The sequence below is a fragment of the Pseudoclavibacter sp. VKM Ac-2867 genome (assembly GCF_015351275.1).
In the GTDB taxonomy this organism is placed as follows: domain Bacteria; phylum Actinomycetota; class Actinomycetes; order Actinomycetales; family Microbacteriaceae; genus Pseudoclavibacter.
Map to the genome: position 1 here is coordinate 395,878 of NZ_JADKSL010000001.1, position 12,888 is coordinate 408,765.

Annotated in this window: 13 protein-coding genes; 7 read left to right on the top strand and 6 right to left on the bottom strand. The window is 68.1% G+C overall.

Annotation, left to right across the window (positions count from 1 at the left end):
• Window positions 1-13: 13 nt before the first annotated feature.
• From ITJ67_RS20095 to ITJ67_RS01745, 4 genes are all read right to left on the bottom strand, one after another.
• Entirely contained in the window at window positions 14-841 is an 828-nt protein-coding gene (locus ITJ67_RS20095; protein WP_194676545.1) for a CPBP family intramembrane glutamic endopeptidase, read from the bottom strand.
• A complete protein-coding gene (locus ITJ67_RS01735; protein ID WP_194676546.1) occupies window positions 834-1,682 on the bottom strand; it encodes a CPBP family intramembrane glutamic endopeptidase in 849 nt (282 codons plus the stop codon). The genes ITJ67_RS20095 and ITJ67_RS01735 overlap by 8 nt, the downstream gene beginning before the upstream one ends.
• A 148-nt stretch (window positions 1,683-1,830) precedes the next feature.
• Entirely contained in the window at window positions 1,831-2,193 is a 363-nt protein-coding gene (locus ITJ67_RS01740) for a hypothetical protein (protein WP_236558532.1), read from the bottom strand.
• Window positions 2,190-2,552 carry a bleomycin resistance protein gene (locus ITJ67_RS01745; RefSeq protein ID WP_160073914.1) on the bottom strand — a complete coding sequence of 121 codons (363 nt, stop codon included), beginning with the start codon at window positions 2,550-2,552 and terminating at the stop codon, window positions 2,190-2,192. Before ITJ67_RS01745 ends, ITJ67_RS01740 begins: the two co-directional genes overlap by 4 nt.
• 39 nt (window positions 2,553-2,591) lie before the next feature.
• Here ITJ67_RS01745 and ITJ67_RS01750 point away from each other — a divergent pair, with 39 nt between their 5' ends.
• A complete protein-coding gene (locus tag ITJ67_RS01750; protein ID WP_194676547.1) occupies window positions 2,592-3,191 on the top strand; it encodes a helix-turn-helix domain-containing protein in 600 nt (199 codons plus the stop codon).
• Here the strand turns inward: ITJ67_RS01750 and ITJ67_RS01755 are convergent.
• Window positions 3,188-3,931, bottom strand: a complete 744-nt coding sequence (locus ITJ67_RS01755; protein WP_194676548.1) for a DUF1028 domain-containing protein — start codon at window positions 3,929-3,931, stop codon at window positions 3,188-3,190. The genes ITJ67_RS01750 and ITJ67_RS01755 overlap by 4 nt on opposite strands.
• Before the next feature lie 158 nt (window positions 3,932-4,089).
• On the opposite strand from ITJ67_RS01755, the gene ITJ67_RS01760 reads away from it, so the two are divergent.
• The 5 genes from ITJ67_RS01760 to ITJ67_RS01780 all read left to right on the top strand — a co-directional run bounded on the left by ITJ67_RS01760 (window position 4,090) and on the right by ITJ67_RS01780 (window position 10,195).
• Window positions 4,090-5,619: an ABC transporter substrate-binding protein gene (locus ITJ67_RS01760; RefSeq protein ID WP_194676549.1), complete on the top strand. Its 1,530-nt coding sequence runs from the start codon at window positions 4,090-4,092 to the stop codon at window positions 5,617-5,619.
• An 82-nt stretch (window positions 5,620-5,701) separates the two neighbouring features.
• Entirely contained in the window at window positions 5,702-6,667 is a 966-nt protein-coding gene (locus ITJ67_RS01765; protein ID WP_160073922.1) for an ABC transporter permease, read from the top strand.
• Window positions 6,664-7,587 (top strand): ABC transporter permease, encoded by a 924-nt coding sequence (locus tag ITJ67_RS01770; RefSeq protein ID WP_194676550.1) that lies wholly within the window; start codon window positions 6,664-6,666, stop codon window positions 7,585-7,587. Before ITJ67_RS01765 ends, ITJ67_RS01770 begins: the two co-directional genes overlap by 4 nt.
• Window positions 7,584-9,200 (top strand): ABC transporter ATP-binding protein, encoded by a 1,617-nt coding sequence (locus ITJ67_RS01775; protein ID WP_194676551.1) that lies wholly within the window; start codon window positions 7,584-7,586, stop codon window positions 9,198-9,200. The genes ITJ67_RS01770 and ITJ67_RS01775 overlap by 4 nt, the downstream gene beginning before the upstream one ends.
• Window positions 9,201-9,277: 77 nt before the next feature.
• Window positions 9,278-10,195, top strand: coding sequence for a DUF808 domain-containing protein (locus ITJ67_RS01780; protein ID WP_160073928.1), 918 nt, complete (start codon window positions 9,278-9,280; stop codon window positions 10,193-10,195).
• A gap of 28 nt (window positions 10,196-10,223) precedes the next feature.
• On the opposite strand, the gene ITJ67_RS01785 is transcribed toward ITJ67_RS01780, so the two are convergent.
• Window positions 10,224-11,144: a LysR family transcriptional regulator gene (locus ITJ67_RS01785; protein WP_194676552.1), complete on the bottom strand. Its 921-nt coding sequence runs from the start codon at window positions 11,142-11,144 to the stop codon at window positions 10,224-10,226.
• Window positions 11,145-11,280: 136 nt separating this feature from the next.
• On the opposite strand from ITJ67_RS01785, the gene putP reads away from it, so the two are divergent.
• Window positions 11,281-12,783 (top strand): sodium/proline symporter PutP, encoded by a 1,503-nt coding sequence (gene putP / locus ITJ67_RS01790; protein WP_160073932.1) that lies wholly within the window; start codon window positions 11,281-11,283, stop codon window positions 12,781-12,783.
• Window positions 12,784-12,888 lie beyond the last annotated feature (105 nt).

Genomic DNA, 12,888 nt, shown 5'->3' on the forward strand with positions numbered 1-12,888 from the left:
AGACCCCTTGACTTCAGCTCGCGATGAGGGTGGATCCGCTGCGCCGCTGGTGGAGATCTCTGCGGATGCAGCTGATGAGCACCAAGAACGCGAGGATCCCGAGTGCGATCTCGATCACGGCTGTCGCTGGACCGAGGTCGATATCGGCGCTTGGGCCAGCGTTCAGGCCGCCCGCGACGCGAAGGCTGAAATCGGTGATCGCGTGCAGTGCGATCGGCACCCACAGACGGCCCGTGGCGAGGAAGACCCCGTAGTAGAGCATCCCGTCGAAGGCGGTGGCCGCGACCTGGAATGCCGTGAGGGCAAGGGGAACCCCGCCGATCAGGCTCCCGAGGCTGTGGGCCGCGCCGAACGCGAGGGACGTGACGACCAGCGCGAGCGTCTCCCCGTGCCGCTCGAGCAGTGACGCGCGCAGGATCCCCCGGAAGTAGAGCTCCTCGCCGAACCCCACCAATCCCGTGCCGAGCGCAATGAGCAGGACGAGCCAGAACTGCCAGCGCTCGGCAGGCATCGTAGCGAGGATGAGGACGGCCTGAGCCAACAGGAGGACAGGGATGGCGAGCATCCACCACCGACGCGGTGTCGTCTCGAATGCGGCTGGGGTCCGCCAGACGCGCTCGCTCCAGCCTGCCCAGCGGATGAAGAGCACGCCGCCGACGACCAGCGGGATGAGCACGGGGAAGTGGCCGAGTGCGAAGTCCGCCGCGGGATCGGTCTGCGGGAACGCTTCGGTGAGCATGTTGGCGACCCCACCGGCGACCGCAGCGTAGACGATGGCGAGGAGGACGCCGATCCAGATGCGGGGCCGAATCCGCGACTCGGTCGTCGACGCGTCAGGCACGGTGCGCGCCTTCCTGCAGTCCTGGAACCGCGGGCGGAGTGACTCGTCCGCGGATGAAGATGATCGCCAGGAGGCCGAAGAGGATGACCGGGATGTTCCCGAATCCGGCGAACGTCGCAAGGGGTCCGTCCCCCGGGTGCGTGGTCAGCAGGAAGATGCTGGGGTCGGTGCTCGCGTGCAGGAGGATCGGCCAGATGAGGTGCCCCGTGACCCGCAGCGTGAGGTACATGCAGATGCCGAACGCGAACGTGTAGATGACCTGGATGCCCGTTGCCAGGAGGCTCTGCCCGCCGAGCAGGTTCCCCGAGTGCAGCCCCGCGAACAGTGCGGCCGAGACGAGCGCGGTCGCGAGCTCCGAGTGGCCGGCCTTGCGCATGAGATTCACGACGTAGCCGCGTGTCAGCACCTCTTCGGCGAAGCCGATGCAGAGGCCGGCGACCAGCCAGGCAGCGACGACATCGAGCCCGGCCGCCGCGTAGTCGAGCGACGCGAAGCGGAGCACGTTGAAGACCAGGACGACGGCGACGCCGATCCACATCCACCCCCTGCCGTTGATCGGCTGCCGCGCGAACAGCTCGCGCAGCCAGCCGAGCGAGAGCGCGAAGGCGACGAGCAGCGCACCGCCGAACGCGATCGGAAGGATGTAGTCGAAGAGCAAGGCGGCGGCGGAACCGGGTGCAGGGTCGCCCCTGAACGGCAGGAAGAGCAGGCCCCCGAGCTGGTAGAGCGCGTAGTACACGACGACGAGCAGCGTCGCCTTCCACCAGCCGCCGCGCTCCCAGAAGAGCTTCCAGGGGGAGAACGACGTCGATGTCGACGGGTCTTCGCTTCGGACGCTCATGGGCGCGCTCCAAGTCGTCGGGGGAGTCGGGGATCGGGGGAGTCGGGGAGGGGCCGCCTCGGGCGTTCCTCGGCCTGTCACGAGATCCTAGCCAGTCGGTGGGCCCGCGATGGAGGCGAGGGGACTGCGCGCCCGCACCGTGCGAGGCTCACCAGCCGTGCGTGTTCATCCACTCTCGCCGTTGGTCGGCCTCCTCGCGGGACTCATCGCCGCGCCACGAGTCGTGCGCCGACAGGGCACCGTCGTCGAGCGTGACGAACGCGAAGCAGACGCCGCAGAGGGCTCGGCCGTGCGGGTAGCCGTCCGGGAGCCTCGGCGCCGGAACCGCGGGCGACCCGCTCGCCGGGCACCTGGGCGCGTCCGCGTCGATGTCGCTCCAGAGGAGGCTCGACCCCGTCCGGTTATGGAGGCCGGCGTGGCCAGCGCGACGCGTGCAGATCTCGCCGCTGCGGCGGCTGAGGCACAGCATCCGAGCGGCACCTGGCAGCTGGGCGATCGGGCGATTGCTCACGATGCTCCGATGAGGTTCAGCTGCGTGCCGTCGATGTCCACGAGGTACCCGACCCGACCACCCCAGGCCTCACGGGTGATCGGGTGCAGTCGTGGGAACCCGACGCGCGTCTCCGCCACACCCGTCGCCCGGATCGCGGCGTAGAGCTCGTCGACGTCGGCGACGCGAATGCTGCACATCGCGCCGCTCGAGAAGGGATCGAGGTCCGGATGTGGGAAGAACTCGAGCGCGACCGTGCCGCGTTCGAGGATCAGCCACCCCGCATCCCGGTAGGCCGTCTCGAAGCCGAACGAACCGTAGAAGGCGGCCGTCGCGTCGAAGTCCCTCGAGGGGAGATTGGGAACCGCACGATCACGCATGCACCCAGCCTAGGCACGCTGCCTCGGTAGACTCGCGGCATGGCAGACCCGCGCGGATCCGAGGACGAAGAGCAGTTCGCGGTCACCTCGCTCGGGCTCGCGGTCCGGGCGGGCCGCAAGCGCCTCGATCTCTCGGTGCACGCGCTCGCCAAGCAGGCGGGAGTCAGTCTCGGGCTCATCAGCCAGCTCGAGCGCGGCATCGGCAATCCGTCGCTCGGCTCGATCCAGCGACTGGCGACCGCGCTCGGGGTGCCCATCACGCAGCTCCTGGAACCGCCGGCACCCGACTTCGCCGTGGTCACCCACGACCGACGCCTGCGCTTGCCGACTCCCACCGATGTCCCGGAGGACGAGCGCGCGGTCCGTGAGCTGCTGACGCCCCGCAGCGAGTCGACGCTGCAGCTCATCCGGTCCGTGCTGCCGCCGCGCTTCACGAACGCGGGCCGCCCGTTCCGACATATCGGAACGGAGAGCGTCACCGTGCTCTCCGGTCGCCTCATGGTGGTGCACGGCGAGGAGCAGGTTGTCCTCGAGGCGGGGGACACCGTGACCTACGCCTGCTCGACCGCCCACTGGTGGTCGAACGAGCACGATGGCGAGACGGTCGTCATTGGGGCCGTGAGCCCCTTCGAGCGCTAGGCCTGCGTCGAGCGCTCGCCCCTGCGGGAGCCTTCCGGCTCGGCGTCGACGGACGAGCTCGAGATCAGCGCCTCATGGAGGTCCTGGATGCGCAGCTCGAGCAGGCGGTCGAGCTCGTCGACGGGGTGGGTGTGGTCATCGACGCGCAGGTCGATCGCGAGCTCCGGCGGGTGGATGCGACGTTCCTGTCTGGTGGCGACGATGATCGCCGCGCTCTGCCGGCCACGCGCGTCCCCGCCTGCGCTCTGGCCGGCGTGCAGTGCGACGAGCAGTCGTCTCGCGAACACGGCGATCGCGGTCGTCTGCTCGTGTTCGGGGGATCCGGGTTCCGGGGCGCTGCGCTCGAAGGAGTCGGCGATGGCGTCGAGTACTTCTGGCCCGGTGAGCAGGTTGCCGACGGTCACGTAGTCGGCGCCGTGGCGCTGGCCCGTCCAGGGGCTCGTGAGGTCTCCCACCCACGCGCCGGTGCGTCCGGTCAGGTCGAGTGCCGCCGTCTGTCGGAATTCGGGAGCGTCGTCCCATTCGGCGACGCGGCCCACGACGGCGTCGGGTGATTCGCCGGCCGCCAGGGCGTCGAGCATGCTGCCGCGCAGGGCTCTGTTGGTCCACGCCTGACTGGCGACGACCCCCACGGTCGGATCGATGGCGAGCACGGCGTTGCCCACCGCAAGGGATCGGCTTGCGGTCACGGCGCCGAGGAGGCCCGCCGCGCGATCGCGTGCCAGCAGTGTGAAGGTCATGCTCGTCCTCGTCTCAGCAGCGCGCCTCGAGGTGGGAACCCCGGGCACTGGAATCGTTTGTGACGATCCTGTTTCGGCCGCCCTGCGGCCTTGTACCTCGCCCAAGCGTGCCACATACTGATGAAACATTCACGAAAATGAACGAAGTGGAGTGCATCATGCAACGACGAAGTGCAGGGATCGGAGCCGCGGCCATCGGCGCGCTCCTCGTCTTGAGCGGATGCTCGGCCGGCGAGAGCGTCGATCTCGGCGCCGGAGACGCCGTCGAAGGCGAAGTGCTCCACGCGGCAATCGGTGGCGAACCCGACCAGCTCGACCCCCACAAGACGTCCTCCTACTTCTCGTTCCAGGTGCTCGAGAACGTCTACGACACCCTCGTCGAACCCGACGAGAACCTCGAGATGCAGCCAGCGCTCGCGGAGTCCTGGGAGACCAGCGACGACCAGCTGACCTGGACCTTCACGCTGCGCGACGGCGTCACCTTCCACGACGGCTCCGACTTCACGAGCGAGGATGTCGTCTACTCGTACAACCGCATCATCGACGAAGAGCTTGCCAACGCGTGGAAGTTCGACGCCGTCACGAACGTCGAGGCATCGGACGACTCGACGGTCGTCATCACCGTCTCGCAGCCGACCCCGAACCTGCTCTCCAACCTCGGTGGCTTCAAGGGCATGGCGATCGTCGAGCAGTCCAACGTCGAATCCGGGGAGATCGCGAACGCGCCCGTCGGCACCGGCCCCTTCTCGCTCGCGAGCTACACGAGCGGCGACCGCATCGAGCTCGCCGCAAACCCCGACTACTGGGACGGCGCCCCGAGCATCGGCGGCGTCGAGTTCCAGTTCATCTCGGAGCCCTCGACGGCGCTCGCGGCGCTCAAGAGCGGTGAGATCCAGTGGACCGACGTCGTCCCAGCGCAGCAGGTCGAGGAGCTCAGCGGCGACGAGTCCATCGAACTGGGACAGAACCCGTCGAGCGACTACTGGTACTTGGCACTCAACGAGGGCAAGGAGCAGTGGCAGGATCCACGCGTCCGCCAGGCCATCGCCTACGCCATCGACCGCGACGCCATCGTGCAGGCGGTCAGCTACGGCACCGCCGAGGCCAACCAGCTCGCCATCCCGCAGGACAGCATCTGGTACACGGAATACGACAAGTACTCGACCGACATCGAGGAGTCGAAGCGGCTCCTCAGCGAGGCCGGCTTCACCGGCGGAACGCTCGACCTGCTCGCGACGAGCGAGTACCCCGAGACCGTCACGGCAGCGCAGATCATCGCATCCAACCTCGAGCCGCTCGGCATCACCGTCGAGATCAGGCAGCCCGACTTCTCGACCTGGCTCGACGAGCAGAACTCCGGCAACTTCGACATGCTCATGATGGGCTGGCTCGGCAACATCGACCCGGACGACTTCTACTACTCACAGCACCACAGCGACGGCGGCAGCAACGCCCAGAAGTACTCCAACCCGGAGGTCGACGCGCTGCTCGACTCGGCCCGCACGGAGACCGACCAGGCCGCGCGCAAGGAGCTGTACGCGCAGGCCGCGACGATCATCGCCGACGACGCCAGCTACATCTACCTGTACAACCCGTCGGTGATCCAGGTGTGGAGCCCGACCCTCGGCGACTACGAGGCGCGCGCTGACCGGGCGACGCGCTTCCGCGACGCCACGCTGACCCCGTAGCCCGCCCCGCCCAGCGACCGGGCGAGACGGCGGTACAGCAAGAAAACAACCCAGGACACAGGGTCCACGAGGGGAGAACCCAATGAGAATGTCGTTCGGCTCCATCGCCGCGTTCCTCGGCTGGCGCCTGCTCTACTCGGCGATCGTGCTACTCGGAGTGCTCGTCGTCGTCTTCTCCCTCGTGCACTTCGTGCCGGGCGACCCAGTTCGGCTGGCGCTCGGCACGAGGTACACGCAGGAGGCGTACGACGCGCTCCGGGCGGCGTCCGGCCTCGACCGGCCCATCCTCGAGCAGTTCTTCTCCTACGTCGGCAACGCGCTCACGGGCAACCTCGGCGTGAGCTTCCGCAACGGCGACGCCGTGACGACGACGCTGCTCGAGCGCCTGCCGGCGACGCTCTCGCTGGCCGGCGTCGGGCTCGTGATCGCGCTCCTCATCTCCGTGCCTGCCGGCATCTGGTCGGCGCTCCGGGAAGGGCGCGTGAGCGACGGCGTCATCCGCGTCACGAGCCAGTTCGGCGTCTCGATTCCGGACTTCTGGATGGGCATGCTGCTCATCGGGCTGTTCTCGTCGACGCTCGGCTGGCTTCCCTCGAGCGGCTACTCGTCGATCAGCGAGGACCCGGCCGACTGGGCCAGGCACGTGCTCCTGCCCGGTCTCACCGTCGGCCTCGTAGCTGGCGCCATCATGACGCGCTACATCCGCTCGGCCGTGCTCGAGGTGGCGTCCATGGGCTACGTCCGAACCGCGAAGTCCAAGGGGCTCTCGGCGTGGACGGTGACGATGCGCCACATCGTCCGGAACGCGCTCGTGCCCGTCCTCACGATCGCCGGCATCCAGCTCGCGACGATCCTCGGCGGCGTCATCGTCGTCGAGGTCGTCTTCGCCTGGCCTGGACTCGGACGTCTCGTCTACGACGCCGTCTCCTCGCGCGACTACCCGCTCATCCAGGGCTCCGTGTTGCTCATCGCCGTGATGTTCCTCGCCGTGAACTTCATCGTGGATGTGCTCTACGCGCTCGTCGACCCGAGGATCCGGCTCTCATGACCGCACAGAACCCAGAAGCCACGCGGCAGGTGGAATCCGGCCCGCCCGCACCGGAGGAACGCACCCGCGTCGCAGCCTGGCGCCTCCTCTTGGGCAACCCCGTGACGGTCGTCAGCGCGGTGCTCCTCTTCATCGTCGTTTTCGTTGCACTCCTCGGCCCCTGGATCGCGCCATACGGCGTCAACGACGTCGACGTCGCGAACCAGCTCCAGCCGCCGAGCGCCGCGCACTGGTTCGGCACCGACGACCTCGGACGGGACGTGCTGAGCCGTGTGATGATCGCATCTGGCGTCTCCCTGCAGGTGGCGTTCGTCTCCGTCACGTTCGCCTTCGTCGTCGGCGTGCTGGTCGGCGTCATCTCCGGCTACGCGGGCGGACTCCTCGACACCGTGCTCATGCGCCTCGTCGACGTCATGTTCGCGTTCCCCGTGCTGCTGCTCGCCCTCGCCATCGTCGCGATCCTCGCGCCGGGGCTCCTAACGACCATGCTCGCGATCGGCATCGTCTACACGCCGATCTTCGCGAGGGTCGCCCGAGCGAGCACGCTCTCGGTCCGCGTCGAGCCATACGTCCAGGTCTCCCGCACGATGGGCACCCCGTGGGCGAGCATCCTCGGCCGCCACGTGCTGCCCAACATCACCGGCCCGATCATCGTGCAGACCTCCCTCTCCCTGGCCTTCGCGATCCTGGCCGAATCGGCCCTCTCCTTCCTCGGCCTCGGCATCCAGCCGCCGGCACCCTCCTGGGGCGGCATGCTCTTCGCCGCGCAGGGCTTCATCAGCCAGGCCTGGTGGATGAGCCTCTTCCCCGGCGTCGCGATCTTCATCACGGCGCTCTCCTTCAACCTGCTCGGCGACGGGATGCGAGACGTCCTCGACCCCAAGCAGCGCACCCTCATCGAGTCAAGGAGGAAGCGATGACCGCTCCAGCGCTCCGCGTCGCCGACCTGCGGGTCTCCATCGGCCGCAAGGACATCGTCCGGGGTCTGGACTTCTCGATCGAGCCAGGCGGAACGCTCGGCATCGTGGGCGAGTCCGGATCGGGGAAGTCGATGACCGTCCTCGCCGCCACCGGACTCCTCGACGCGCCAGGCGCCCGCGTCACGGGCACCAGCACGCTCAACGACCACAAGCTCGGGCAGGTCGAGCTGGTCGCCGCCTCCGCTCGAACCCTGCGGAGCGTGCACGGCAACGGGATCGGCTTCGTCTTCCAGGACCCGAGCACCTCGCTCAACCCGCTGCTCACCCTCGGCCGGCAGCTGACCGAGTCGCTCGAGACGCACCGACGCCTTTCGCGCCGCGCCGCGCGCACGAAAGCCGTCGAGCTCCTCGACTCCGTCGGCATCCCAGAGCCTGAAGCGCGCTTCGACGCCTACCCGCACGAGCTCTCAGGTGGGCAGCGGCAGCGCGTCATGATCGCCATCGCGCTCTCCTGTGACCCCGGCCTGCTCGTCGCCGACGAGCCGACGACCGCCCTCGACGTGACCACGCAGGCGCAGATCATCGATCTCGTCCGCACCCTCCAGCACGAGCACGGCACCGCCGTCATCTGGATCAGCCACGACATGGGCGTCATCTCGCAGGTCGCCGACGAGGTGCTCGTGATGCGCCACGGCGAGGCCGTCGAACGGCGCAGCGCCATCGACCTCGTCACGGCTCCACGGCACCCGTACACCAGGGAGCTGCTCGCGGCGAGGCCCCGGCTCGGCAAGGCGAAGCCCACACCAGCGAAGCCGGACGCGACGACGATCCTCCAGGTCTCCGCGCTCGACGTGCGCTTCCCCATCCAGACCCCAAAGGGCCGCAGCCACGTGCACGCCGTCGACGGCGTCTCGTTCGAGCTGCGCCAGGGAACGACGCTCGGCATCGTCGGCGAATCGGGCTCCGGGAAGTCGACCATCGCGAACGCGCTCACCGGCCTCGTCAAGCCGACGGGCGGCACTGCGACGCTCGAAGGCCTCGACGTGCTCAAAGCCGACAACCAGTTGCGGCGCCGCATCGCGATGGTCTTCCAGGACCCGTTCTCCTCGCTCGACCCCCGCATGTCCGTCGGCCAGTCGGTCGCCGAGCCGCTGCGCGTGCACCGCCTCCCCGCTGGCGGTTCACGGTCCGCGCGCATCGACGAGCTCTTCGACCTCGTCGAGCTCCCGCGGGACTTCATCGGCCGGTATCCGCACGAGCTCTCCGGCGGGCAGCGACAGCGAGTCTCGATCGCCAGGGCCCTCGCGCTCGAGCCAGACATCGTCATCCTCGACGAGTCGACGGCGTCACTGGATGTGTCCATCCAGTCCCGCGTGCTCGAGCTGCTGCGCAGGCTGCAGGACGAGCTCTCGCTCAGCTACCTCTTCATCGCGCACGACCTCGCGATCGTCGAGGAGATGAGCCACGACGTGCTGGTCATGCAGCGCGGGCGGATCGTCGAGCATGCCGCAGCCGACGAGATCTTCGGTGCCCCTCGGGAGGACTACACGAAGCAGCTCCTCGCGGCGATCCCGCCGGAGCTCCCGAGAAGTCTGAACGCGCATTCGTCCTGACCTCCCTGCTCTCGCACACCGCGGGTAAGCTCTGTCTGCCGCGTTCCGCGCTGCACCAGAACACCAAGGAGAACACCGTGCCCGTTGGCCTGCTCGCCGTCGTCGACGACATCCTCACCGCTGCGCTGAAGGCATCGGCGAAGTCGGCGGGAGTTGTCATCGACGACGCCGCCGTCACGCCGCAGTACGTGCAGGGCATCACGCCAGCACGAGAGCTGCCGGTGGTGTGGAACATCGCCAAGGGCAGTCTCTTCAACAAGTTCGTGATCATCATCCCGATCGCGCTGCTGCTGACGGCCTTCGCCCCCTGGGTGCTGCCCTTCCTCCTCATCGTGGGCGGGGTGTACCTCTGCTTCGAGGGCGCGGAGAAGGTTACCGAGTGGTTCGGACACCATCACGCGCTCGACGAAGACCATCCGCGTGACGAGAAGAAGCTCGTCTCGGGTGCGGTGCGCACCGACCTGATCCTCTCGACCGAGATCATGCTCATCTCGCTCTCGAACCTCGACCCCGAGCTGGGGTTCTGGATGCGCTTGGCGGCGCTCGTCGTCATCGCGCTCGCGATGACGGCCCTCGTCTACGGAGCCGTGGCGCTGCTCGTCAAGATCGACGACGTCGGCCTGCACATGGCGACCCGCCGCGACCGCCGCACCCGCCACCTCGGCGTGCGCATCGTGCGCTCCATGCCCGCGGTCTTCCGCATCATCAGCATCGTCGGAACCGTCGCGATGCTCTGGGTGGGCGGCCACCTCGTCATCATCAACGTCGGCGAGGTCGGCTGGCACGCGCCGGCAGACCTGCTGCACGAGATCGAGCATGCCCTCATGAACGCCGGTGCCGTCGTCGTCTGGCTCGTCGACACGCTCATCTCCGCCATCGTCGGGCTCGCCGTCGGCCTCGTCGTCGTCGGCATCACGCTGCTCGTCGGACGCATCCTGCCGAAGAAGGCCAAGGCCGCCTCGGCCGCAGAAGCTCCAAGCACCGAGAAGCACTAGCGACGCACCGCAGAGCCGGATGCTCGGCTCAGTCCTGCACGCCGGGTCCCGTCGCGGCGCCTCCGGCGACGAGCTCTGCGAAGGCCGTGCCAAGCGCATCCCTGACGAGACGAACGCTGTCTCGATCGCGGAGCGCCCCGCGCGTCGCCGTGAAGATGTCCCGGTGGGGGCGTCCCGGGAGGTCCAGGAAGCGCAGCCCGCCACCTGAGGCGGCACCCACGAGCTCGGAGACGAGGCCAACCGCGTGACCCGCGGCGATGAGGCGCAGGTGCGTGTGCAGGTCACTGGCCACGTACCGGACTTCCGGTTCGAATCCCGCCGCCCTGCACTGCTGCTCCGCCCAGTTCCGCGCGGCGGTGCCCGGGGACTCCATCACCCAGGGGCTGTCGCGGAAATCGGCGATCGAGGTGGCGGACGAGGCCGCGCTGGTCGCGAGCGAGATCGCGTCGAACCCGAGGACCTCACGCTCGATGCCCTCCGCGTGCGGCCTGGTGTGGCCCGGATACTCCTCGGCGACCACGAGGTCGTACCGGTGCGCCTCGAGCTCGAAGAGCCCCTCTTCTGGTGAGACGGCGTCCACTTCGATCCGGAGGTCTGGACGGGTCTGCTCCAGGAGCGTCAAGGCCCGGGGGAGCAGCGCGCGGACGACCGACTCCAGCGCGGCCACCCGCACCCGCTCGGTGCCCGTGCGCATCGCTGCGAGCTCGTCGCGAGTGCGGGTCTCCAGGTCGAGCACACGCGCGGCGTGCTCGGCGAGCGTCACCCCCTGCGGCGTCAGCCGCACGCGCCTGCCATCCTGCACGAGCAGGGGAACGCCCACCTCGCGCTGCAGCTGCGCCAGCTGGTGCGAGACGGTCGATGCGCTGAAGTTGAGCGACGCCGCGACGGCGGTGATGGTGCCACGCAGCTGCAGTTCACGCAGCAGGCGGAGGCGGCGGAGGTCCCACATCCGGCACCACCTTTCGATTTCATCGATGAGTTCGTTTCGGCTATCTTCGCTATTCGTCCGCAATCATGCCAGCAACACTGGAAAGGACGCGTACCCACCGGGGTCGACGCGTCGCTTCCAGAAGGAGTCACTGCCGATGTCCGATCTGACCTTCCAGCTCATCGCCCTCGCGATCTACTTCGCGGCGATGGTGGGCATTGGGATCTACGCGTTCCGCCAGACCAAAGACCACGAGGACTACATGCTCGGCGGGCGCAATCTCAGCCCAGGCACCGCGGCGCTCAGCGCCGGAGCATCTGACATGTCCGGCTGGTTGATGCTGGGGCTGCCCGGCGCGATCTTCGTGTCGGGTCTTGTCGAGGCCTGGATCGGCATCGGCCTGCTGATCGGTGCCTACTTGAACTGGCGTTTCGTGGCGCCGAGACTGCGCGCCTACACCGAGGTCGCCAGTAACTCGATCACGGTGCCGAGCTACTTCGAGAATCGCCTGCACGACAAGTCGCGCGCGCTGCGCATCGCGAGCGGTGTCGTCATCTTGGTCTTCTTCACCTTCTACATCTCGTCCGGCATGGTTGCCGGAGGCGTGTTCTTCGAGAGCAGCTTCAACGGGGACTACCTGACGGGCATGCTCCTCGTGGCCGGAGTCACATTGGCGTACACGCTCTTCGGGGGCTTCCTCGGCGCGACGTTCACCGACGTCGTCCAGGGGATCATGATGCTCCTCGCGCTCGTCGCCATCCCGGTGGTCGCGATCATGTCATTGGGCGGATTCGGGGGCGTGAGCGAAGCCATCGTCGCTTCGGGCGTCGACCACACGGGTCTCATCCCAGCCGAGCTGAGCTGGCCCGTCATCATCGGCATCATCTCTGCGCTCGGGTGGGGCCTCGGCTACGTCGGGCAGCCACACATCATCGTGCGATTCATGGCGCTCCGCGATTCGCACTCGGCGATCGCCGGCCGTCGAATCGGTATGGGATGGATGCTGCTCTCGATGCTGGGCGCAGTCACCGCTGGCATCGTCGGAGTCGCCTACGTTCAGCAGAATGGGATCGACATCGCCGACCCCGAGACGATCGTGCTCGTCATGGCGCAGGTACTGTTCCACCCACTGGTCAGCGGGTTCATCCTCGCCGCGGTGCTCGCCGCCATCATGAGCACGATCTCGAGCCAGCTCATCGTGTGCTCGTCGGCGCTCGTCGAGGACCTCTTCATGGTCATCGCGAAGAAGAAGCCGGAGCAGAAGACACTCGTCCTGGCAGGACGAGGTGCGGTGCTCGCAATCGCGGTCGTCGCGGGCCTGCTCGCGATCAGCCCATCCGACTCGATCCTCGCGCTCGTCGGCTTCGCCTGGGCTGGCTTCGGTGCCGCCTTCGGCCCGATCATCCTGCTGAGCCTCTACTGGAAGAAGCTCACCAACTGGGGCGCGCTGGCGGGCATGGTCGCCGGTGCCGCTACGGTCTTCATCTGGTCAGCGCTCGGCACCGACTTGTACGAGATCATCCCCGGGTTCATCCTGAACCTGGCCGTCGCCGTCGGCGTCAGCCTGGCGACGCACAAGCCTGGCAGCGCGACCGACGTGGACGTCGAGCGGGAGTTCGCGGAGACCGGGGCACTGGCAATCGTCAAGCCGTCGAAGTAGCGGTTTCGCTGCGGCCTGCCGCACCCTGCCGCCCTCAGTCGCACGAAGTTGTGGCCCGATGCGCTTCCCTGAACCGGGAGGCGCATCGGGCCACAACTCTGTCGG